The following is a 22,417-nucleotide window of genomic DNA, read 5'->3' on the forward strand; positions in this document are numbered from 1 at the left end:
GGCCCGGCATCGGTGGCCGAACCGTCGTCGATAGCGTGGCGTCGTCCGTCGGCCTGACTGTCGGTCCTACCGCCGGGTGGGCGGGAAGTAACGCTTGTGGAGGCCCACGTAAGACCGCTCACCTCGGTGGCCGGCGAGGGCTTGTGAAGCAGGAACCCGAGGTGGTGCCACGTAGCGGCACGGACCGGAATCTGCGGCTTCAGGGCTGTGGAGGACACCAAGGCCTGAAGAAGTACCTGGCTGCGATCGGCCCGCGTACTCAGGGTTCGGCAGAACCCCAAGGCGAACCGGAGGAGGCCCACTCGGCCTCCTCCGGGCAGGCCGAGCGCGTCGAGCTGCCCGTCGGCTCCAACACCACGATCGTCGGCCTGAAGAACGCCGTGCTCAAGGGCGGCAGCCTCCAGGTCAGGAACGCGACCAACGTCATCATCCGCAACCTCGACGTCCGCGACGCCTACGACTGCTTCCCCGTCTGGCAGCCCAACACCGGCGGCCTCGGCGACTGGAAGACGGCGTACGACACCATCTGGCTCTCCGGCGCCTCGCACGTCTGGGTCGACCACGTGACCCTCAGCGACAAGGGCCACCCGGACGCCGAGGAGCCCACCTGCTTCGCCCGCAACTACCTGCGCCACGACGGCCTGTTGGACATCACCAACGGCTCCGACCTGGTCACCGTCTCCTGGAGCCGGTTCGCCGACCACGACAAGGCGATGCTCATCGGCAGCAGCGACACGGCGAGCGGGGACCGCGGCAGGCTCCGTGTGACACTGCACCACAACCAGTTCGAGTCGGTGGTACAGCGCGCACCCCGCGTCCGCTTCGGACAGGTGCACTTGTACAACAACCGGTACGTCGTGCCGAGCGACGACTACCGCTATTCCATCGGCGTCTCCACCGAGTCCGCGCTCTACGCCGAGAACAACGCCTTCCACACCCCCGGCCACATCGAGGTCGCCGACCTGGTCAAGAGCTGGAACGGCAGCGCCTTCCACCAGACCGGCACCCTCTTCAACGGCTATCCGGTGGATCTCGTGGCCGTCTACAACGCCTACAACTCCGGCAGCGAGCGGGATCTCACGGAAGACGTCGGCTGGACGCCTACCCTGCACACAAAGATCGACAGCGCCGAGACGGCCGACCGAGAGGTGGCACGCGGCGCGGGCGCAGGGAGGCTTCCATGAGCACCGTAGACATCGTCCTGGCGGGCGCGCGCGGGCACGGCCGCTGGCACCTGGAGAACATCCGCCGCCTCCAGGACAAGGGGATCGTACGACTGGCGGGGATCTGCGAGCTGACTCCGCTCGCGCCGGACGAGATCCCCGACGGCCTGGGCGCTCCCGAGCAGTCCGCCGACTTCGGCGCGCTCCTCGACTCGACGGGCGCGCGGGTCGCCGTGATCTGCACGCCGATTCCCACCCACACGGACCTGGCGCTCGAAGCCGCCCGCCGTGGCGTGCACCTCCTGCTGGAGAAGCCCCCGGCGCCGTCGTACGCCGAATTCCGCCGGATGGCCGACGGGGTCGCCGCGGCCGGTGTCGCCTGCCAGATCGGCTTCCAGTCGCTGGGCTCGCACGCCGTGCCCGCGATCCGCGAGCTGATCGGCGAGGGCGCGATCGGCGAGCTGGAGGGGGTCGGCGGCGCCGGCGCGTGGGCCCGCGCCGAGGCGTACTACCGCCGTGCGCCCTGGGCCGGCAAGCGCCGTCTGAACGGCGTGGACGTGATCGACGGGGCGCTGACCAACCCGCTCGCGCACGCCGTCGCGACCGCCCTCGCCCTGGCGGACGCGACCCGCGCCGAGGACGTCACCGGCATTGAGACCGAGCTGCTGCGCGCCAACGACATCGAGTCCGACGACACCTCCTGCGTCCGCGTGACCACCGCGAACGGCCGGAAGGTGACCGTGGCCGCGACCCTGTGCGCCGAGGACCCGGACGAGCCGTACGTCGTCGCGCACGGCACCCGGGGCCGGATCACCTACTGGTACAAGCAGGACCGCGTGCTGCTCCAGCGGGCCGGGCACGGCCCCGAGGAGTACGAGTACGGCCGCACCGACCTGCTGGAGAACCTGGTCGACCACCTCACCGACGGCGCCGATCTCCTGGTTGTCCCGGACGTGACCGGTGCCTTCATGAAGGTCGTCGAGGCGATCCGGACGGCCCCCGACCCGGCCCCGCTCCCGCAGGAGAGCTGGTTCCTGCTCGCCGACGAGGAGCGCCGCGTCGTGCGCGGCATCGACGGCCTGGTCGCGGCCGCCGCCGACACCCTCTCCCTCTACTCCGAACTGGGCGCCCCCTGGGCGTCCCCGAGCGCCTCCGGAAACGCCGCTGCGCAGGCCTCCCCGGAGGACCCCCCACAGAACGAGGTGAGCACATGACGACCCCCGACTCCCCGGTCCTGCGCGTCGCGGGCCGCCCGGTCGGCCGCTACGTCACCCGGCCGGAACTCCCCGCCCGGCTCTCCCCCCGCCCCTACCTCCACCCCGTCACCACCCTGGCCGGCACGGCGGTCACCGAACTGAGCCCCGCCGACCACATCCACCACCTCGGCGTCGGTGTCGCCGTTCCCGACGTCGAGGGGCACAACTTCTGGGGCGGCCGCACCTACGTCCGCGACCAGGGCCCCACCGAGCTCGACAACCACGGCGCCCAGCGCCACAGCTCCTTCCAACTCCGCGACCCCGACGGCTTCGTGGAGGAACTGCGCTGGGTCGCCGGCGGCAACGAGCTGCTGCGCGAGCGCCGTACGGTCGCGGCCACCGAACTGACCGTCTTCGCCTGGGCGTTGGACTTCACCTTCTCCCTCACCAACGTCACGCCCGACCCGCTGTCGATCGGCAGCCCGGCCACCAACGGCCGCCCCGGCGCCGCCTACGGCGGCTTCTTCTGGCGGGCCCGCAAGGAGTCGCGGGCGCCCGAGGTCTTCACCGTCGACCGCGAGGGCGAGTCCGCGATCCACGGCACCCGCGCCGACTGGGTCGCCCTCGCGGGCGACGGCTGGACGCTGGTCTTCGCGGGCGCCACCGACCAGACCCGGCAGGACCCGTGGTTCGTGCGCGCCGACGAATACCCGGGCGTCGGCTCCTCGTTGGCCCACGACACCCGGCTACCGATCCCGCCCGGCGAGACCGTCGTCCGGCGGATCGTCACCGTCGTCGCCGACGGGCGCCTGCCCAAGCTCGAAGTCGCGGCGCTGGTACGCAAGGCGGTGAGCCAGTGACGTACACCAACCCGATCCTGAACGCCGACTGGTCCGACCCCGACGTCGTCCGCGTCGGCGACGACTTCTACCTCACCGCCTCCAGTTTCGGCCGGGTCCCGGGCCTTCCCCTGCTGCACTCCCGGGACCTGGTCAACTGGACCCTGATCGGCCACGCCCTCGAACGCCTGGAACCGGCAGGCGAGTTCGCGAAGCCGCGGCACGACTGCGGGGTCTGGGCGCCCTCGCTCCGCTACCACGACGAGCGGTTCTGGATCTTCTGGGGCGACCCCGACCAGGGCATCTTCCAGATCAACGCCCCCGAGATCAGGGGCCCTTGGAGCCGCCCGCACCTGCTGAAGGAGGGCAAGGGCCTCATCGACCCCTGTCCCCTGTGGGACGAGGAGAGCGGTGAGGCGTACCTGGTGCACGCCTGGGCCAAGTCCCGTTCGGGCGTGAAGAACCGCCTCACCGGCCACCGCATGGACCCCGACGGGCTCGAACTCCTCGACGAGGGCAAGCTGATCGTCGACGGCGACCGGATACCCGGCTGGTTCACCCTGGAGGGCCCCAAGCTCTACCGCCACGACGGCTGGTTCTGGATCCTCGCCCCCGCCGGCGGAGTCGAGACCGGCTGGCAAGGCGCCTTCCGCGCACGGGAGTTCTTCGGCCCCTACGAGGAGAAGGTCGTCCTCGAACAGCAGGACACCGACGTCAACGGCCCCCACCAGGGCGGCTGGGTGCGCACCTCGTCCGGGCAGGACTGGTTCCTGCACTTCCAGCAGCGCGGGGCCTACGGCCGGGTCGTGCATCTCCAGCCGATGCGTTGGGACGAGGACGGCTGGCCGGTGGTCGGCGACGAGGGCGCCCCCGTCGTCGTACACGAGAAGCCCGACCTGCCGGCGCAGCAGCCCGCCGCGCCCGCCACCGACGACGACTTCCCCGGCGGACGCTTCGGCCGCCAGTGGAGCTGGACCGCCAACCCGCAGGACGGCTGGGCCACCCAGCACTCCGGGGACGGCCTCCGGCTGACCTGCGTCCGCTCGGCCGACGCGCACGACCTGCGCACCCTGCCGAACGTCCTCACCCAGCGGCTGCCCGGTATGCCATCGGCCGTCGACGTGGAACTGCAATTGCACAGCGAGGAGCCGGGGGCGCGGGCCGGGCTCGCGGTCCTCGGGGACGCGTTCGGCTGGATCGGACTCCAGCGCGAGGGGGACGGGACGGTCCACCTCGTGCACCGGTTCGCCGAGGGCGTCGCCGAACGGGAGCGGGACGCCGACCACCCGCGACCCGCCGTCGACGACAGGGCGCGACTGCGGATCGAGATCGGCCCGGGCGCGCGGTGTCGTTTCTTCTACGACATCGGCGAGGGCCTGCGCCCCTCCGGTCCCGTCTTCGCGGCGACCCCCTGGCGCTGGGTCGGCGCGCTGCTCGGCCTGTTCGCCCTCGCGCCCGTCGGATCCGGCCACGCCGGAGCGGCAACCTTCTCGCACTTCAGGATCGACCCCCTGTAACGCACCGCACCCGTAAGCCTGTTGGGAGCCGCAATGACGCAGCACCTTGATAGCAAGCGCTTGCCGAGACCGGGGTACGGCAGAGTCGTGGCCGCCGTGCTCGGCCTCGTGGCCGCGCTGGGCCTCGGGGCGGCCGGAGAAGGACGGGCTTCCGTGGCACCGGCCTCTGGGGCGGTGGCCGCAATGGCACCGGTATCCGGGGCGGCTGCCGCAGTGGCACCGACCTCCGGGAAGCCGGTCCCGGCCGGCCGCTTCGGCGACAAGCCACACGGCTTCGCCTCCCTCGCCGGCGGTACCACCGGAGGGGCCGGCGGCAAGGTCGTCACCGTCACCGACCAGGCCGCCCTGGCCGAGTACGCGTCGGCCGAGGAGCCGTACGTCATCCGGGTGTCCGGCGCGATCGCCGTCGAGCCCTTCGGCTCGGACATCGTGGTCGGCTCGGACAAGACGATCATCGGCGTCGGCGACACCGGCGAGATCGTCCACGGCGAGCTGCACCTCAACCCCGGTACGCACAACGTGATCATCCGCAACCTGACGATCCGCGACTCGTACGTCGAGGGCGACTGGGACGGCAAGACCACGGACTTCGACGCCATCCAGATGGACACCGTCGACCACGTCTGGATCGACCACAACCGCTTCACGCACATGGGCGACGGGCTGCTCGACATCCGCAAGGACAGCCGCTACATCACCGTCTCCTACAACCAGTTCACGAACCACAACAAGGCGTTCGGGATCGGCTGGACCACCAATGTCCTCACCGAGATGACGATCGACCACAACTGGTTCCACGGCACCAAGCAGCGCAACCCCTCGGCTGACAACCTCGCCTACGCCCACCTCTACAACAACTACCTGTCGTCCCAGGTCGCCGACGGCGACCCGGTGTGGACGTACGGGAACTGGGCGCGCGGCAAGACGAAGATGGTCATCGAGAACAGCTACTACGACGGCGTCCAGCATCCCTACCAGGCCGACGCCGCCGCCGAGTTGGTGCAGCGCGGGTCGATCCTGAGGAACACGACCGGGCGAACGGACGCGTGGGGCACGGCATTCGACCCCCACGAGTTCTACGACTACCGCCTGGACCCGGCCGCCGCCGTGCCCGCGCTGGTGTCGAGGTTCTCGGGCCCGCAGAAGCGGATCGGCGTGACCCTGCACGTCCCCGGCGACTACCCGACCGTGCAGTCCGCCGTGGACGCGGTCCCGGACGGGAACGCCGTACCGCTGACGATCGCGATCGCCCCCGGCACCTACCGTGCCAAGGTCCTCATTCCGGCGAGCAAGCCGAACATCGTGCTCCAGGGGACTGGACATGACCGGTCCGACACCGTCATCGTCTTCGACACGCCTGCCGCGTACGGCGGTTCGACGGGCAGCGCGACGGTCCGCATCGCCGCGAACGACGTCTCCGCCCGCCATCTCACCTTCAGCAACGACTTCGACGAGGCCGCGGTCGAGCTGAACGGCGAGCAGGCGCTGGCGATGAAGACGACCGGCGACCGGATCGTCTTCGAGGACACCGCCTTCCTGGGCAACCAGGACACCCTGATGACCGACAGCCCCAAGCTCGACGTGATCAGCCGGGTCTACATCCGCGACTCGTACATCGAGGGTGATGTCGACTTCATCTACGGCCGGGCGACGACGGTCATCGAGCGGTCGGTGATCAGGGCGCTGAGCCGGGGATCCGACTCCAACAACGGCTACATCACGGCCGCTTCGACCTGGACGGGCAACCCGTACGGCTTCCTCATCACCCGGTCGAAGGTCGTGAGCGACGCACCGGCCGGCACCTTCCATCTGGGACGGCCCTGGCACCCCGGCGGTGAACCAGACGCCGTGGCCCAGGTGTTGATCCGCGACACCGAGCTGCCGGCCGCGGTGAAGTCCTCGCCCTGGACCGACATGAGCGGCTTCTCGTGGCGGGACGCGCGGTTCGCCGAGTACCGCAACGTCGGGCCCGGCGCGACCCCGAGCGCGGACCGGCCGCAGCTGAGCAGCGAGGACGCCCGGGCGTACACGGTCGCCAACTACCTCAAGGGCACGGACGGTTGGGCGCCGTCCGCCCGTCACTGACCCCCACAACTTCATATCCGCTGGAATCAGGAAGAAGAGAGCCGACCAATGAAGATCAGCATCCGCAGAAGCAGGCGCGCCGCCATGGCCGTCGCCCTGGGCTCCGTCCTCGCGCTGACCGCCACCGCCTGCGGTGACGACGGCAGCGGGGCCGGCGGCGACAAGGGCGACGAGGGCAGCGGCAAGGGCAAGATCGTCTTCTGGGACAACAACGGCGGTGTGCGCACCGACATCTGGAAGGAGATCATCGCCGACTTCCAGAAGGCCAACCCCGACATCAAGGTCGAGTACGTCGGCATCGCCTCCACCGAGTACCAGTCCAAGGTCGACACCGCGATCCAGGGCGGCGGCCTGCCGGACGTCGGCGGTGTCGGCGCGGCCATGCTCGCCGGCTTCTCCGCGCAGAACGCGCTGGAGCCGCTGGACGACCGGCTCGCGGGGTCCTCCCTGAACGGCAAGCTCAACGAGAACATGGTCGACTCGCTGAAGGCGGCGGGCGGCGGCGACGGGACCCTGTACTCGATCCCCACCTCCGCCAACAACGGTGTGCTGTACTACCGGACCGACCTGTTCAAGAAGGCCGGTCTCGACGAGCCGACGACGTGGGAGAAGTTCTACGACGCCGCGGCGAAGCTCACCGACGCCAAGAAGAACGAGTTCGGCTACACCATCCGCGGTGGCGCCGGGTCCATCGCCCAGGCGCTGGACGCCGCGTACGGGCAGAGCGGGATCACCTCCTTCTGGGACGGTGACAAGACCACGCTCAACGACCCGAAGAACGTGGCGGCGCTGGAGAAGTACGCGGCGCTGTACAAGAAGGACACTCCGGCGGCCGACCTCAACAACGACTTCACCAAGATGGTCGCGCAGTGGGACTCCGGCACGATCGGGATGCTGAACCACAACCTGGGCTCGTACCAGGACCATGTGAAGGCGCTCGGGGCCGACAAGTTCCGCGGCATCCCGCAGCCGATCGGCACCTCCGGCAAGCGGGTCCAGGTGTCCAACCCCGTCGACGGACTCGGGGTGTTCAAGAGTTCCAAGAACAAGGACGCGGCCTGGAAGTTCATCGAGTTCGCGACCTCGCACGCGGAGAACTCGAAGTTCAACAAGGCGGCGGGGCAGGTGCCGTCGAACAACGAGGCCGCGGGTGACGCGTGGATTCAGCAGGCCGAGCCCACGAAGTTGGCGGCCGCCGCGTTGACCGACGGGTCCACGTCGATTGTTCAGCTGCCGTATTACCTGCCTGACTGGAACACGATCTCCAAGGCCGACAACGAGCCGAACTTCCAGAAGGTGCTGTTGGGGGACATGAGTGCGAAGGAATTCCTCGACACCATGGCCGACCAGCTGAACAAGGCTCAGGCGGAGTGGAAGGAACAGAACGGCTAAGAGGGTGGGGGTTCGCTGTGCGGCCGGCTGCGGGTTCGATGTGGCTGGTCGCGCAGTTCCCCGCGCCCCTAAAAGACAGGAAGGTGCACCGGAAATGTCTCTTACCCGTAGACAGGTCACCGTGGCGGCGGTTGCCGCCGTGCCCGTCGCCTTCAGTGCGGCCGGTACCGCTCAAGCCAAAGAACAGCGCACCCTCTATATCGCCGGTGACTCCACCGCCGCTCAGAAATACTCCGACGCCGCTCCCGAGACCGGGTGGGGTATGGCGTTGCCCTTCTTTCTCCGTAAGGGTCTTGCCGTTGCCAATCATGCGGTGAACGGGCGGAGTTCGAAGAGTTTCGTCGATGAAGGGCGGCTCGACGCGATCCTCTCGGTGATCCGGCCCCGCGATCTCCTTCTCATTCAGTTCGCGCACAACGACGAGAAGAGCGCCGATCCGACGCGCTACACCGAGCCCTGGACGACGTATCAGGACTATCTGCGGCTGTACATCGACGGTGTCCGGGCCAAGGGTGCCCGGCCGGTGCTCGCCACGCCCGTCGAGCGGCGGAAGTTCGACGCGAACGGCAACGCCGTGCCGACCCACAGCGAGTATCCGGCCGCCATGCGCGCCCTCGCCGAAGAGGAAGGCGTCGCCCTGCTCGACATCCAGGCGCTCTCGCTCGCGCTGTGGCAGCAACTCGGGGTCGAGGAGACCAAGAAGTACTTCAACTGGACCGCGACCGAGCAGGACAACACGCACTTCAATCCGCCGGGTGCCATTGCAATAGCGCGCCTGGTCGCCCGTGAACTGCTGCGGCACCGCGTGCTGGCACACCGGGACGTGTGCCGCCTCGACGCCGAGATCCCCGAGTCCTGGATCACCTGGCCGTCGCCGGCCGCCGTCTGACACCCCCTCGTAGTCGAAAGAGAGCCGCACAGTGAACACACAGATTTGGCATGGGCATGTCATGACAAAGGCGCTGGCCGTGGCGGGCTGCACCGCCCTCGTCCTCGCCGTCACCGGCACCACCGCCCAGGCCAAGGCCCACGACCTCGCCCGGGACACCCTCGCCGCGAACGACGGCTGGGCCTCCGACGGCACCGGCACCACCGGTGGTGCGGCCGCCGACGCCGAGCACGTCTACACCGTCACCGACTGGGCCGGGTTCAAGGCCGCGCTCGCCGCCGGTGGCAGCGCGCCGAAGATCATCAAGGTGAAGGGCACCATCGACGCCGTGTCGGAAGGCTGCGACTCGCTCGCCGCGCCCGGCTACGACTTCGACGCCTACCTGGCGAAGTACTCGCCGGAGACCTGGGGCCTGGACACCGATCTGAGCGCCGAGCCCGACGACAGCCCGGAGGGGCTGCGGCGCGCCTCCGCCGCCAACCAGGACCAGACGATCAAGGCGAACATCCCCGCCAACACCACGATCATCGGCATCGGCCGCGATGCCGGGTTCAAGGGCGCCAGCTTCCAGATCAAGGCCGTCGACAACGTCATCGTCCGCAATCTCACCTTCGAGAGCCCCATCGACTGCTTCCCGCAGTGGGACCCGACCGACGGCTCCACCGGCAACTGGAACAGCGAGTACGACACCGCGGTCGTGTACGGCTCCACCCATGTCTGGCTGGACCACAACACCTTCACCGACGGCAGCCACCCGGACAGTGCCGCCCCGACCTACTTCGGGATGCTCTACCAGCAGCACGACGGAGAGCTGGACATCGTCCGGGGCGCGAACTACGTCACCGCCTCCTGGAACGTCTTCACCGAGCACGACAAGACGATCCTCATCGGCAACAGCGACAGCGAGTCCACGGCGGCGGGGGACCGGGGCAAGCTCAAGGTCACCTTCCACCACAACCTGTTCTCGAACCTGGTCGAGCGCGCGCCGCGCGTCCGCTTCGGACAGGTCGACTCCTACAACAACCACTTCGTGGCGAACGCCGACTACGCCTACAGCTTCGGCATCGGCAAGGAGTCCCAACTCGTCGCCGAGCACAACGCGTTCACGCTGCCGGAGGGGGTCGCCGTGGGCAAGGTGCTCAAGCGGTGGAACGTCTCGCCGCTCACCGCCGCCGACAACTACGTCAACGGCACGCTCACCGACCTGATCGCCGTCCACAACGCTCAGATCCCCGCCGAGACCCTGGAGTCCGGCGCGGGCTGGACGCCCACCCTGCGCACGAAGGTCGACCCCACGAAGAAGGTCCCGGGGATCGTCGACCGCGGTGCGGGCGCCGGGCGCATCTGCTGACACCGGCACCGTCGACCGGCCGGGTCTGCCGACAGACACCGGCCCCCTGACCGGCCGGGGCGGAATCCAGCGGCCGCCCCGGCCACCCACCTCAACCCCCCACGCGAGGCACCCCACCCCCAGAGCCGCGTTCCCAAGGAGCACCCGCATGTCCTCGCACCACCGCCAACTCCCCCTGTCCAGAAGGGGATTCCTGTTCGCCACCGCCGGAACGGGAGCCGCGCTCGCCCTCGCCACGGGCCCCGCGCGCGCCGCAGGCAACCGGCGTCCCTTCTGCCGCTTCGGCTCCCCGGCCGCCCGTCTCACCCCCCAGACCCTGTACGTCGACCCCGAGGGCCGCGGCGACCACACCACCGTCAAGGACGCCGTCACCGCGGCGGTCGGCAGCGGCTGGACGCTGGTCCTCGCCCCTGGCACCTACCGGGAGACCGTCGCCGTCGACGTCACCCGCACCGAGGCCACCTGGATCGGCGCCTCCGAGGACCCCCGGGACGTCGTGATCGTCTACGACAACGCGGCCGGCACTCCCAAGCCCGGCGGCGGCACCTACGGCACCACCGGCTCGGCCACCACGACCGTGCAGGCCGCCGGCTTCACCGCCCGCTGGATCACCTTCGCCAACGACTGGCTGCGCGCCGACCACCCGGACGTCACCGGCACCCAGGCCGTCGCCATCAAGGTGCAGGGCGACCGCTCCGCCTTCCACCACTGCCGCTTCCTCGGCCACCAGGACACCCTGTACGCCGACTCGATCGCCCTCACCGCCTTCGCCCGCCAGTACTTCGCGCACTGCTACGTCGAGGGCGACGTCGACTTCGTCTTCGGGCGGTCCACCGCCGTCTACGAGCACTGCCACTTCCGGACGTTGAACCGCACCGACCTGGCGGCGGCGCCGTACGGCTTCGTCTTCGCGCCCTCGACGGCGGGGGCCAACCCGCTCGGCTACCTGGTGACGCACGGTCGGGTAACCAGTGAAGCCCCCGACGCCTCCTACAAGTTGGCCCGCCCGTGGGTGCCCAGCTCCGACACCACCGCCAGGCCGAGTCTGACGGTCCGCGACACCTGGCTCGGTCCCGGCATCGACGCGGTTGCGCCCTACACCAACATGTCGGACGCCTTCCCCTGGCAGAACCAGCGGTTCGCCGAGTACCGCAACACCGGACCCGGCGCCCGGATCACCGTGCCCGAGAACCGGCCCCAACTCACCCGCGTACAGGCGAAGTCGGCGACACGGGAGAGCTACCTCGGGGACTGGGAGCCGTGGAAGGGGGTGTGCTGAGATGCTGCGCCGACGCACCCTGCTGACCGGGATGACGGCGGGTCTGGCGGGCATGGCGAGCACACCCGCGTGGGCACACGACCGTCGCGTCCTGCACGTCCACCCCGGCGACTCCGTCCAGGCGGCCGTCGACGCGGTGACCGGGCCCGGCCGGACGATCGTCGTGCACCCGGGGACGTACCGCGAGGTCGTCAACATCCCTGCCGGCGCAGCCGAGTTGACCGTACGCGGCGCTGTCCGCGACCCCCGTGCCGCCGTCATCGTCTACGACAACGCCAACGGCACGAAGAAGCCCGACGGCACGACGTACGGCACCGCGGGCTCCGCCACCTTCACCTCCGCCGCCCCCGGCCTGACCGTCCGCGACCTCACCCTCGCCAACGACTGGCTGCGCGCCGACCACCCGGAGATCACCGGCACCCAGGCGGTCGCGGCCTACACCTACGGCGACCGCACGCACTTCGAGAACGTGCGTCTGCTGGCCCACCAGGACACCCTGTTCGTCGAGACGACCGCGCTGGACGTCTTCGACCGGCAGTACTTCCACCGCTGCTACATCGAGGGGGACGTCGACTTCGTCTTCGGCCGGGCCACCGCCGTCTTCGAGGAGTGCCACTTCCACACGCTCCAGCGGGATGTGACCTTCACCCCCAAGGGCATGGTCTTCGCACCCTCCACCGCCCGCGCCAACCCGCACGGCATCCTCGCCGTCCGCTCCCGGATCACCTCCGGCGCCGAGGACGGGGCGTACAAGCTGGCCCGGCCCTGGGTCCCGTCGTACGAGACGACCGCCTGGCCGTCGCTGGTGGTGCGGGACTCCTGGATCGGCCCGGGGATCGACCCGGTGACGCCCTACACCAACATGCGCGAGCAGTACCCCTGGCAGACCATGCGCTTTCGGGAGTACGGCAACTCCGGTCCCGGTGCGGTGATTTCCGTCCCGGAGAACCGGCCCCAACTCACCGCCGGGGAAGCCGCGTTGCACACCAAGCGCACCTATCTCGGCGACTGGTGCCCCCGTGCGTAGGGCGGCCGTACGGAGTGCCGCCGTCCTCCTCGCCGGCGCGTGTCTGCTCGGGTCCGCGCCGCAGGCCTCCGCCGGCGAGCGCGGTCCCGTCGGCTGGGCCTCCCTGGGCTCCGGCACCACCGGCGGAGCGGGCGGCACCACCTGGACCGTGCACAACCGCGCCGAACTCAGGACAGCCCTCGACAACGCGGGCGACCCCACCGCGCCCAAGGTCATCCGGGTCGTCGGGAACGTCAACGGCCAGGAAACGGACGACGGTTCACTGCTCGGCGAGCAGGACTACGCACCCGGCTACGACCTGGCCAAGTACATGTCCTGCTTCGGCGAGGACGGTACGACCTGGTCCGACACCCGCTACGACTACTGCAAGCAGCAGCGCCGGCTGCGCCAGACCGGCTCCAACAAGGAGAAGGCGCAGATCCAGTTGACGGTCCCGAGCAACACCACGCTCGTCGGACTCGGCGACCACGCCCGGCTGCTGGGTGTCTTCCTCACGGTCAACACCGGCACGAACATCATCGTGCGCAACCTCGAACTCGAAGCGCCCGTCGACCACTTCACCAGCTGGTCGCCCGGCGACGGGACACAGGGCAGCTGGAACGCCCGCTTCGACGCGATGACCGTCATCACCGGCAGGAACATCTGGGTCGACCACTGCACCTTCACCGACGGCCGCTTCCCGGACCGCGAGGCACCCGTCGGCTTCCACGGCGAGCACGTCCAACGGCACGACGGGCTGCTGGACATCGAGGACGGCTCGGACTCCATCACCGTCTCGGACAGCCGGTTCACCGACCACGACAAGGCGATCCTCATCGGGTCCGGCGACGGGCGCGGCGACCGGGACCGGGGCCGGCTCAAGGTGACGTTCGCCCGCAACCTCTTCACCGACATCGTGCAGCGCGGCCCCCGCGTCCGCTTCGGCCAGGTGCACGTGGTCAACAACGTGTACATCGCCCGGGGGCGAACTCCCCTCTACGCCTTGGGCGTCGGGGTCGAGTCGGCCCTCTGGTCCGAGCGCAACGTCTTCCGGTACGACGCGAGCCTCGCCGTCTACGGAGGCGAGCACTTCCACGACACCGGCTCCTGGATCGACGGCCGCCCCGCGCACCTGAACGCGGTGGCCGCCGGACTGGGGCTCACCGACGACGTGGGCTGGGACCCGGCCGACGTCTACGCCTACCGGCCGCTCACCTCCGCCAGGGCGGTCGAGCGCCATGTCCTGACCCACGCCGGCACCGGGAGGCAGTATGGGCGGCCATGACGCCTTCGGGCGACGGGCGTTCGTGGTGGGTGCCTCAGCGGCGATGCTGACCGGGGGAGCGGTGAGCCCCGCACAAGCGGGGGTCGTGGACGGCCCGCTGCCCGACTTCCACCCGGCGCTCAAGGCCGAGCTGAACTTCCCCCTGGCCTGGGGGACCTCACCGGTCCGGGACTTCGGGCACTGGCGGCGCAAGGCCCGGGCCGTGGTCGAGGAGCACCTGCTCGTCCCGAGCCAGGACGGAACACCGTACGAACCGGCATTCACTCAACATTCCCAAGGTGACGGCTACACGAGGGAGTTGGTCACCCTCTCCCTCACCGGCTACGAGCGCGTCCGCGCCGCCCTCCTCACCCCGGACGGCCCCGGCCCCTTCCCCGCCGTGCTCCTTCTCCACGACCACGGCGCCAAGTTCGACATCGGCAAGGAGAAACTGGTCCGTCCCTGGTACGACGACACCCGGCTGGCCTCCGCGCAGGCCTGGGCGGACAAGTACTTCAGCGGCCGGTTCGTCGGCGACGAACTCGCCCGGCGCGGCTATGTCGTGCTGTGCGCGGACGCGCTCGGCTGGGGCGACCGCGGGCCCCTCGCCTACGACCAACAGCAGGCCCTGGCAAGCAACTTCTACAACCTCGGCTCCTCGCTCGCCGGACTCATGGCCCGCGAGGACGTCCGTGCCGCCGGGTTCCTGGCCGGTCTCGACCGGGTGGACCCCCGTCGCACAGTCGCCCTCGGCTTCTCCATGGGCGCCTACCGCGCCTGGCAGACCGCCGCGTTGACCGACGCCGTCCGCGCCACGGCCGCCGTCTGCTGGATGACCGGCCTCACACAGATGATGGTGCCCGGCAACAACACCCTGCGCGGCCAGTCCAGTTACTACATGCTCCACCCGGGGCTGCCCCGGTTTCTCGACTTCCCCGACGTGGCGAGCATCGCCGCACCCAGGCCGATGCTCTTCTTCGGCGGCGGGCTCGACCCGCTGTTCCCCGCCGACGGGGTCCAGGCCGCGTACGACAGGCTGCGCGCCGTCTGGCGCTCCCGCCACGCCGAGGAGCGGTTGCACCTGAAGACCTGGCCCGACCTCGGCCATGTCTTCGTCGACCGCATGCAGGACGAGGTCTTCAGCTGGTTCGACACCGTCCTCTGATCCCCCTCCCCGAAAAGCACGACGAAAGGACCCGCACCCATGTCTCGTCGTACCGCTCTCATCGCCACCGCCGCCCTGGCCCTCGGCTCCGGCCTCGCCGTCCTCCCCACCCAGGCGCAGGCCGCCACCGTGGTCGTCAGCAACTCGACCGACCTGTCCAACGCCATCAAGAACGCCACCGCCGGCACCGTCATCCAGGTCCGCGGCGGCACCTACTACCCGACGGCCCCCCTCCAGTCCACGGCCAACGGCACCTCCTCCGCGCCGGTCACGCTCACCGCGTACGGCTCGGAGACGGTGAAGATCGACGGCTCGTCCCTCCCCGACGGCGACTGGATCTTCAAGCTGACCGCCGACTACTGGAACGTCTCCAACATGACATTCCAGAACTCCCCGGACAGCGCGGTGGTATGCCAGTCCTGCACCGGGACGGTGTGGAACAACATCAAGACCATCAACGGCGGCGACTCCGGCTTCACGCTCACCGGCGACGGCACGGTCAACAACACCGTGAAGAACATCGACAGTTACGGCAACTACGACGCCGCCAACCACGGCGAGAACGCCGACGGGATCGCCGTGAAGTTCGGCTCCTGCACCGGCAACCTCATCACCGGCGCCCGCCTGTACAACAACAGTGACGACGGCATCGACTTCTGGTCCTTCTCCTCGCCCGTCACCATCGAGCACACCTGGTCCATGGGCAACGGAGTCAACCGCTGGTCCGACGCCGCCTTCGCGGGCGACGGCAACGGCTACAAGCTGGGCGGTGACGGCGAGGTCGTCGCGCATGTCGTCAACAACTCCGCCGCCTGGGGCAACGCCGGCAACGGCTTCACCGAGAACTCCAACACCGGCGCGATCGTCATCAACCGCACCACCGCCTACGCCAACAGCAAGTGGGGCTACTACTTCGCCACCAGCTCCGCCAAGCTCGGCAAGAACCTCGCCGTCAGCAACGGCAGCGGCTCGGTGAACAAGGGCTCCTCGGTCACCTCGTCCGGCAACAACTGGGACAGCGGGATCAGCACCCCCGCCTTCAAGTCGACGGACGCCTCCACGACGTACAACGCCCGCTCCTCCAGCGGCACCCTGCCCGCGACCACCTTCCTGACCACGGGCAGCACCACCATCGGCGCGACCATGAACTGACCCGACCACGGCCTGACCACCCGCATGCCGGGGCGCTTGACCCGTTTTTTACCGGGCGGGTCTCGCGCCCGACATGGTGACGCGCGTAGAACCTCTGTCATGCATAAGACATTGCGTATCGCCGCCGTCGCCTCGGCGTGTGCCGTCGCCGCCGGCGCCCTCTACGGCGCCGGTGCGGCCACCGCCGGCCAGTCCACGGCGAACTCCACGCACGAGCCCTACAACATCGGGCTCCTGGTCAAGGACATCGACACCTACTACGGCACCGCCGCCGACGCGAACGGTGTCTACCAGGCGTCGCCCACCAGCCCGTACGCCAAGGACCTCGCGGCGCTCGACAAGTCCGCCCGCAAGTACATCGACCAGGCCGCCCGCAAGGCGCACCACCGGGGCGAGAAGCCCGCCGTCGTCTTCGACATCGACGACACACTGCTGCTCAGCCTCGACTACGAGAAGCGCTACAACTACACGTACAACTCGGCCACTTGGGCCGACTACGTCAACAGGGCCGACCGCCCGGCCGTCTTCGGCAGCCCCGAGCTGGTGCAGTACGCCGAGTCCAAGGGTGTCGAGGTCTTCTACAACTCGGGCCTGAGCGAGGCGCAGCGCACCGCCGCGGTCGAGAACCTGAAGAAGATCGGCGCCGATGTGAACCTCGACGCCGACCACATGTTCCTCAAGGACAAGGCCAACCCGCCGTCCTACCTGGACGACTGCGCCACGCCCGGCACCTGGAACTGCACCACCGTGCAGTACAAGTCCGGCACCCGCGAGCACATCGAGAAGGACCTCGGGTACGAGATCGTCGCCAACTTCGGCGACCAGTACTCGGACCTCGACGGGGGCTACGCCGACAGGACGTTCAAGCTGCCGAACCCGACGTACTTCGTCAGCTGACCCCGCCGACGGGGTCGATCGACTCCAGGGTGGGCACGACCGGCTGAAGGGTACCGTCTGCGGCGAACCACAGCCGGTCGACCGTCGCCTCGCGGTGCACGCCGTCGCCGCCCGGCCTCCCCGGCCCGTTCAGGGCGAACCGGTGGTACACGATGAACCAGTCGTCGGTGCCGGGGGAGTTGACCACGGAGTGGTGGCCGGTGGCGAGGATGCCGTACTCCGGTCGCTTCGACAGGATCGTCCCGCGCTCGGTCCACGGGCCGAACGGGGACGGTCCCGTCGCGTAGTTCACGTGGTAGTCCTCGCTGCGGGTGTCGTCCTCGGACCACATGAAGTAGTACGTGCCCCGCCGCTTGACCACGAAGGAGCCCTCGCGGAAGTCCGCCGGGGTGATGTCCCGCACCAGAGACGGATCGAACGACACCATGTCGTCGTTCAACGGCACCACGTACGCCCGCATGTTGCCCCAGTAGAGGTACGACGTCCCGTCGTCGTCCGTGAAGACGGCGGGGTCGATCATCTGCCCCTCCCAGGTGCCGTCCTTGGGCACCAGCGGCTTGCCCAGCGCGTCCCGGAACGGACCGGCGGGGGAGTCGGCCACCGCCACCCCGATCTGCTGCTCGGCGCAGAAGTAGAAGTAGTACCTGCCGTCCCGTTCGGCGGCCGTCGGTGCCCAGGCGTACTTGGAGGCCCAGCTCACGTCCTCCAGATCCAGGATGACCCCGTGGTCGGTCCAACTGACCAGGTCCGGCGAGGAGTACGCCTTGAAGCGCGTCCCGCCCCAGCCCGGGAAGCCGTCCGTGGTCGGGTAGATCCAGTACCGGCCGTCGAGATGGTGCACGTCCGGGTCGGCGTGCAGCCCGGGCAGGACGGGGCTGCGGGTGGGCACCGCCTCCACCGTCCAGATCCGCTCGGTACCGTCCGCCGCCGTGACCGTGTAGGTCTGCGGAGTGCGGAAGTCGAGGGCCGTACCGGATGCCGGAGACACACCAGCTCCCGCGCCCAGAGCCAACTCCGGTGCCAGACACGCCAGATCGACCCCCGGCTCCATCGGCACCACCACCTTCGCCGCGCCGTCCGTGACGACGGCGTACCCCTTCTGCCCCGCCACCGTCACGTCCACCACGGACGCGGGCGTCACCGGATACGCGGCGAGCAGCCGGTCGTACTCCTCCCGCGTCACCGGAAGCACACTGCCGTGCCGGGGGTTCGTCGGCAGCCGGTAGTCCGAACACGGCGTCCAGCGGCCCGAGTCGAGGTCGGTCGCCTCGAAGGGGACGTAGCCGCGGTCGCCGTACTCGTCGATGAACAGGTACCACTTCTCACCGGAGTTGGCCCGGAGGACGATCGGCCCCTCGCCCCGGCTCAGCACTCCGGCGCCGATGCTGTCCGCGACCGGTGTGTACGAAGTGCCGGTGAGCGTCGGCGACTTCTCGGCGGTGATGAACTTCGACCCCGGCGAGCTGGACGCCGGGTCCCGCTCGTCCTTGGTGTAGCGGTAGTAGGTGCCGTCGTGCTCCAGCACCGTCGAGTCGATGACGGAGTGCCCGGGGTCGTGCCAGACCTCCGGGGTGCTGAAGACGCGGAAGTCCTTCGTCGTCGCGTACAGCATGGTGTTGTATGTCGATCCGCGCAGCCTCGACGCCCAGTAGACGACGTACGCGCCCAGCTCGGGGTCGTAACAGGCCTCCGGCGCCCAGGCGTTGCCCGCGCCCTCGGGGGCGACCTCCACCAGCCGCTGGTCCGTCCAGTGCACCAGGTCGGTCGACTCCCAGACCACGATCGACCTGCTGCCGTTGCGCTGCACCTCGTCCCAGCTGCCGCTGCTCTCCTCGTACATGCGCAGGTCGGTGGCGAGCAGGAAGAACCGGTCGCCCTCGGGGGAGCGGACCAGGAACGGGTCGCGCAGCCCCTTCTCGCCGATCGCGGAGGTGACGACGGGCGCACCGCCGTTCAGCTCGCGCCAGTGCAGGGGGTCGTCGCCGCGGCTGAGGGAGTAGCGGATCTGTTCGCCGTCGGCGGTGTCGTCGCCCGAGAAGTGGACGAAGAGATAGCCGGCGTACTGGGGCTGGTTCATGTCTCGGAAGTGTTGTCAGTGCGAAACAGCACGTCAATCGGGACGGGAGGGGTGACGGGCGGCGAAAGTTTCGATCGATCTCGGGGTGCCGCGGCAACCTTTTCCGGCCACGGCGACCACCACACGGCGTCCCCGCTCCCCGAGGAGCTCCCCAAGGAAAGGAACGCCCCCGTGCGTCACAGCACCGGACGCCACCGCCGGGCCCGCACGCTCTCCGTCGCCGCGGCGATCGCCGTCGCGGCCGGCGCCTCAGGTGTGTACCTCGGCCTGTCCGACGGCGGCGCCCAGGCCGCGTCGAGCACGGTCATCGTCTCCACCACCGCGCAGCTGGAGACCGCTGTGAAGAACGCGGTCGCCGGCACCACCATCCAGGTGCGCGGCGGCACGTACACCCCCGCTGCCACCCTCAAGTCCACGGCGAACGGCACGAGTTCGGCACGGATCACGCTCCAGGCGTACGGCAGCGAGAAGGTGAGGATCGACGGGTCGAAGCTGCCCGCCGGGTCCTGGCTCGCCGGGATCTACGGCGACTACTGGACCGTCCAGAACCTCACCTTCCAGAACTCCCCGGCCCAGGGCTTCGTCGCCACCTCCTCCGTCGGCGGGGTCTTCAAGAACCTCGTCACCGCGGACAACGGCGACTCCGGGTTCACCCTGCGCGGCGACGGGACCACCGGCAACCTCGTGCAGAACCTGGACAGTCACGGCAACTACGACCCCGCGGGGCACGGCCAGAACGCCGACGGGATCGCGATCAAGTTCGGCTCCGGGACCGGCAACAGGATCACCGGCGCGCGTCTCTACAACAACTCCGACGACGGCCTCGACCTGTGGCAGTTCTCCTCGCCGGTCACCATCGAGCACTCCTGGGCCTTCGGCAACGGCAAGAACCGGTGGAACGACTCGGCCTTCGAGGGGAACGGCAATGGATTCAAGCTGGGCGGCGGTGGCGTCGCCGTCGCGCATGTCGTCAACAACAATGCGGCCTGGGACAACACCCAGAACGGCTTCACCGAGAACTCCAACACCGGGGCGATCGTCCTGAACCGCAACACGGCCTACTCCAACGCACAGGCCGGGTTCTACTTCGCCACGGGCAAGGCCCGGCTTGCCCGGAACCTCGCGGTGGGCGACAAGGGCGGGCTGTCCAAGCTCGGCGGCAAGACGGTCTCCGCCGCGAACAACTGGGACAGCGGGGTCTCCGCGCCCGCCTTCAAGTCCACGGATGCGACGACGGCGTACGGCGCGCGCAAGGCGGACGGATCGCTCCCGGCCACCACGTTCCTGACGACGGGCTCGACCACGATCGGCTCGACCATGAACTGAGGCCCGCCCCAAGGGAACGCCCCGCCTGCCGTCGCAGGCGGGGCGTTCCTCGTGCCGACCGAGGGGGGCTCTGGTCGGCGACTGCCGGCCGAGGGGGGCTCAGGCCAGCAGGTCCAGGCAGTCGAACGAGGTGCCCGCGCTGAGGTAGGCACTGCCGCCCGATCCGCTCACGATGTTGATCTTCAGCACGTTGTACTGGGTGGGATCCGTCTTCCAGGCACTACTAGGGACGTTGAAAACGAACGTGTGGTTGTTTCCGCGGTACGAACCCGTGGTGAGGGAGCGTGTGTCGGGCTGGGTGGGAGCCGTGGGGATGGCCGAAACCCAGTCATTGATGCTTACCCGCGGCCGGCCGTTGGCGAACGCGTCCGTCACCCCGACCCGCAGCGTGTGCGCGGCCGCCGCCTGGGCCTTGGTCAGCCGGAAGTAGACCAGGATCCCGTCGTTGACGTCCTTCCAGACGTACGCCGGGAACGCGGCCGCCTCGCCGCCGCTGCCGATCGTGACGTTGCCGGTCCACTTGGCCGCCCGGCCGTCGGACGGATGCGCGTACGTCATGAGCCCCGCGTTCTTGAACTCGCCGGGCGTCCCGTCCCAGTCGCCGAGCCGCCAGAGCGCGGACGCGGCGGAGGGGTCGCCGCTCAGGGAGAGGGTGTGCAGGGACGTCGTACCGCCTGCCGTGACCTTCACCGACTCGGTGTGCACGGGCAGTTCGTTCTTGTGGACGGTCAGGGTGTACGTCCCCGGCAGCATCCCCTTGCAGGAGAAGGCGCCGGTGCCGGCCGCCGCCTTGGCCCAGTACTGGGCGTCCTTGTTGGCGAAGGTCACCGTGTACGCGTACTTGGCGTCCATGCCCTTGAGGCCGACGCCCGCCACCTTGCCGCGGCCCGCCGCGCCGACCCAGCCGGTGATGCCGAGGCCGTCCACCCAGGACGTGTCCAGCCTGTCGTGGGCCAGGGAGGGCGCCGGCGCCCCGCCGTCCGTGAAGGAGAGGACGTACGGGCCCTGCAAGCCGAAACGTTTCGCCTCTGTCTGGGCCTCGTTGTAGTGCAGGATCTCGTAGAGCCCGGCCCCGCCCTCGTTGGAGTGCCGCAGCAGCGAGCGGTAGAACGGGCCGCCGGACGCCTTCTCGTGGTTGGAGCGCACCAGCCAGAGCCCGACCGAACCGGTGGTGAAGCCGATGTGGTCGTAGTCGATGGTCCGCTTGCCCGAGTAGTGCTTGGAGTGGGTCGTGCCGTCGGGGCTGCGCCAGACGTCACCCGCCTCGATGATCTTGTCCCGGGTCGAGTCCCAGGCGTCCGAGCCGGTGTTCGGGAACATACCGGGCTTGAGGCGGACGATGTAGCGGGTCGCGGTGAAGGACGCGTCGGCCTTGTCCGTCCACAGGTACACGTTGTTCTGGCCGCCCCGGGCCGCGTACCACTGGGTGATCGCCCCGTGCACGACCTTGATCAGGATCGTCGAACCGCTCTGCTTGATCGTGACCGTGGAGGCACCGAGCCCCGACTCGACGTGCGAGTGCTTGCCGCCGTAGCCCTCGTACTCCTTGCCCTTGTAGACCAGGGACGTGAGGTCGCCGGTCGACTTGGAGACCTTGAAGACCAGGGACGAGCCGGTGTCGACGACGTAGTTCCTCCCGTCGTCCCGGTAGCCGAAGGTCGCGGCGGAGGCGGTCGCGAGGAGGCCGGTGCCGCCCGCGACGGCGGCACCGGTGGCGGCCACGCCGAGCGCGGAGGCGCCGAGCACCCGGCGGCGGGAGAGGTGTCTCTTGTGCGTGCTCAAGGGGGAGTGCTCCTGGTCAGGGGGACCTTGCGCCTTC

17 protein-coding genes are annotated in these 22,417 nt (G+C 69.4%); 15 read left to right on the forward strand and 2 right to left on the reverse strand.

The window, feature by feature from the left end:
* Nucleotides 1-164: 164 nt before the first annotated feature.
* From ABZ896_RS09030 to ABZ896_RS09095, 14 genes are all read left to right on the forward strand, one after another.
* Nucleotides 165-1,184, forward strand: coding sequence for a pectate lyase (locus ABZ896_RS09030; RefSeq protein ID WP_360924423.1), 1,020 nt, complete (start codon nucleotides 165-167; stop codon nucleotides 1,182-1,184).
* Nucleotides 1,181-2,377 carry a Gfo/Idh/MocA family oxidoreductase gene (locus tag ABZ896_RS09035; RefSeq protein ID WP_360924259.1) on the forward strand — a complete coding sequence of 399 codons (1,197 nt, stop codon included), beginning with the start codon at nucleotides 1,181-1,183 and terminating at the stop codon, nucleotides 2,375-2,377. Before ABZ896_RS09030 ends, ABZ896_RS09035 begins: the two co-directional genes overlap by 4 nt.
* On the forward strand, nucleotides 2,374-3,219 hold the full coding sequence (locus ABZ896_RS09040) for a PmoA family protein (protein ID WP_360924261.1): 846 nt from the start codon (nucleotides 2,374-2,376) through the stop codon (nucleotides 3,217-3,219). Before ABZ896_RS09035 ends, ABZ896_RS09040 begins: the two co-directional genes overlap by 4 nt.
* Nucleotides 3,216-4,715, forward strand: coding sequence for a family 43 glycosylhydrolase (locus ABZ896_RS09045; protein ID WP_360924264.1), 1,500 nt, complete (start codon nucleotides 3,216-3,218; stop codon nucleotides 4,713-4,715). The genes ABZ896_RS09040 and ABZ896_RS09045 overlap by 4 nt, the downstream gene beginning before the upstream one ends.
* 33 nt (nucleotides 4,716-4,748) lie before the next feature.
* Nucleotides 4,749-6,800, forward strand: coding sequence for a pectinesterase family protein (locus ABZ896_RS09050; protein ID WP_360924267.1), 2,052 nt, complete (start codon nucleotides 4,749-4,751; stop codon nucleotides 6,798-6,800).
* Nucleotides 6,801-6,848: 48 nt separating this feature from the next.
* Nucleotides 6,849-8,192, forward strand: coding sequence for a sugar ABC transporter substrate-binding protein (locus ABZ896_RS09055; RefSeq protein ID WP_360924270.1), 1,344 nt, complete (start codon nucleotides 6,849-6,851; stop codon nucleotides 8,190-8,192).
* 94 nt (nucleotides 8,193-8,286) lie between these two features.
* Complete coding sequence (locus tag ABZ896_RS09060) at nucleotides 8,287-9,081, forward strand: rhamnogalacturonan acetylesterase (RefSeq protein ID WP_360924273.1); 795 nt, start codon at nucleotides 8,287-8,289, stop codon at nucleotides 9,079-9,081.
* A 61-nt stretch (nucleotides 9,082-9,142) separates the two neighbouring features.
* Nucleotides 9,143-10,432, forward strand: a complete 1,290-nt coding sequence (locus ABZ896_RS09065) for a pectate lyase (protein ID WP_360924276.1) — start codon at nucleotides 9,143-9,145, stop codon at nucleotides 10,430-10,432.
* A gap of 148 nt (nucleotides 10,433-10,580) precedes the next feature.
* Nucleotides 10,581-11,711, forward strand: a complete 1,131-nt coding sequence (locus ABZ896_RS09070) for a pectinesterase family protein (protein ID WP_360924279.1) — start codon at nucleotides 10,581-10,583, stop codon at nucleotides 11,709-11,711.
* A gap of 4 nt (nucleotides 11,712-11,715) precedes the next feature.
* Complete coding sequence (locus tag ABZ896_RS09075; protein WP_360924426.1) at nucleotides 11,716-12,738, forward strand: pectinesterase family protein; 1,023 nt, start codon at nucleotides 11,716-11,718, stop codon at nucleotides 12,736-12,738.
* The gene (locus tag ABZ896_RS09080; RefSeq protein WP_360924282.1) at nucleotides 12,731-14,002 is read left to right on the forward strand and encodes a pectate lyase; all 1,272 of its coding nucleotides are present in this window, start codon (nucleotides 12,731-12,733) and stop codon (nucleotides 14,000-14,002) included. Before ABZ896_RS09075 ends, ABZ896_RS09080 begins: the two co-directional genes overlap by 8 nt.
* Nucleotides 13,989-15,146: a dienelactone hydrolase family protein gene (locus ABZ896_RS09085; protein ID WP_360924285.1), complete on the forward strand. Its 1,158-nt coding sequence runs from the start codon at nucleotides 13,989-13,991 to the stop codon at nucleotides 15,144-15,146. The genes ABZ896_RS09080 and ABZ896_RS09085 overlap by 14 nt, the downstream gene beginning before the upstream one ends.
* Before the next feature lie 39 nt (nucleotides 15,147-15,185).
* Nucleotides 15,186-16,298, forward strand: coding sequence for a chondroitinase-B domain-containing protein (locus ABZ896_RS09090; RefSeq protein WP_360924288.1), 1,113 nt, complete (start codon nucleotides 15,186-15,188; stop codon nucleotides 16,296-16,298).
* 99 nt (nucleotides 16,299-16,397) lie between these two features.
* Nucleotides 16,398-17,195 carry an HAD family acid phosphatase gene (locus ABZ896_RS09095; RefSeq protein ID WP_360924291.1) on the forward strand — a complete coding sequence of 266 codons (798 nt, stop codon included), beginning with the start codon at nucleotides 16,398-16,400 and terminating at the stop codon, nucleotides 17,193-17,195.
* Here ABZ896_RS09095 and ABZ896_RS09100 read toward each other — a convergent pair.
* On the reverse strand, nucleotides 17,188-19,272 hold the full coding sequence (locus ABZ896_RS09100) for a family 43 glycosylhydrolase (RefSeq protein ID WP_360924294.1): 2,085 nt from the start codon (nucleotides 19,270-19,272) through the stop codon (nucleotides 17,188-17,190). The two genes, ABZ896_RS09095 and ABZ896_RS09100, sit on opposite strands and share 8 nt — an antisense overlap.
* A 171-nt stretch (nucleotides 19,273-19,443) precedes the next feature.
* Between ABZ896_RS09100 and ABZ896_RS09105 the strand changes: the two genes are divergently transcribed.
* Nucleotides 19,444-20,598, forward strand: a complete 1,155-nt coding sequence (locus tag ABZ896_RS09105) for a right-handed parallel beta-helix repeat-containing protein (protein ID WP_360924297.1) — start codon at nucleotides 19,444-19,446, stop codon at nucleotides 20,596-20,598.
* 99 nt (nucleotides 20,599-20,697) lie between these two features.
* Here ABZ896_RS09105 and ABZ896_RS09110 read toward each other — a convergent pair whose 3' ends face one another.
* Nucleotides 20,698-22,380, reverse strand: a complete 1,683-nt coding sequence (locus ABZ896_RS09110) for a rhamnogalacturonan lyase B N-terminal domain-containing protein (RefSeq protein WP_360924300.1) — start codon at nucleotides 22,378-22,380, stop codon at nucleotides 20,698-20,700.
* Nucleotides 22,381-22,417 lie beyond the last annotated feature (37 nt).

This window comes from Streptomyces sp. NPDC047072 (genome assembly GCF_040643855.1).
Lineage (GTDB): Bacteria > Actinomycetota > Actinomycetes > Streptomycetales > Streptomycetaceae > Streptomyces.

Excerpts from the sequence above, each read along its gene's own strand:
- ABZ896_RS09035 (WP_360924259.1), top strand. The coding sequence starts at position 1,181 with ATGAGCACCGTAGACATCGTCCTGGCGGGCGCGCGCGGGCACGGCCGC.
- ABZ896_RS09040 (WP_360924261.1), top strand. The coding sequence starts at position 2,374 with ATGACGACCCCCGACTCCCCGGTCCTGCGCGTCGCGGGCCGCCCGGTC.
- ABZ896_RS09050 (WP_360924267.1), top strand. The coding sequence starts at position 4,749 with ATGACGCAGCACCTTGATAGCAAGCGCTTGCCGAGACCGGGGTACGGC.
- ABZ896_RS09055 (WP_360924270.1), top strand. The coding sequence starts at position 6,849 with ATGAAGATCAGCATCCGCAGAAGCAGGCGCGCCGCCATGGCCGTCGCC.
- ABZ896_RS09060 (WP_360924273.1), top strand. The coding sequence starts at position 8,287 with ATGTCTCTTACCCGTAGACAGGTCACCGTGGCGGCGGTTGCCGCCGTG.
- ABZ896_RS09065 (WP_360924276.1), top strand. The coding sequence starts at position 9,143 with ATGACAAAGGCGCTGGCCGTGGCGGGCTGCACCGCCCTCGTCCTCGCC.
- ABZ896_RS09070 (WP_360924279.1), top strand. The coding sequence starts at position 10,581 with ATGTCCTCGCACCACCGCCAACTCCCCCTGTCCAGAAGGGGATTCCTG.
- ABZ896_RS09085 (WP_360924285.1), top strand. The coding sequence starts at position 13,989 with ATGGGCGGCCATGACGCCTTCGGGCGACGGGCGTTCGTGGTGGGTGCC.
- ABZ896_RS09090 (WP_360924288.1), top strand. The coding sequence starts at position 15,186 with ATGTCTCGTCGTACCGCTCTCATCGCCACCGCCGCCCTGGCCCTCGGC.
- ABZ896_RS09095 (WP_360924291.1), top strand. The coding sequence starts at position 16,398 with ATGCATAAGACATTGCGTATCGCCGCCGTCGCCTCGGCGTGTGCCGTC.
- ABZ896_RS09100 (WP_360924294.1), bottom strand. The coding sequence starts at position 19,272 with ATGAACCAGCCCCAGTACGCCGGCTATCTCTTCGTCCACTTCTCGGGC.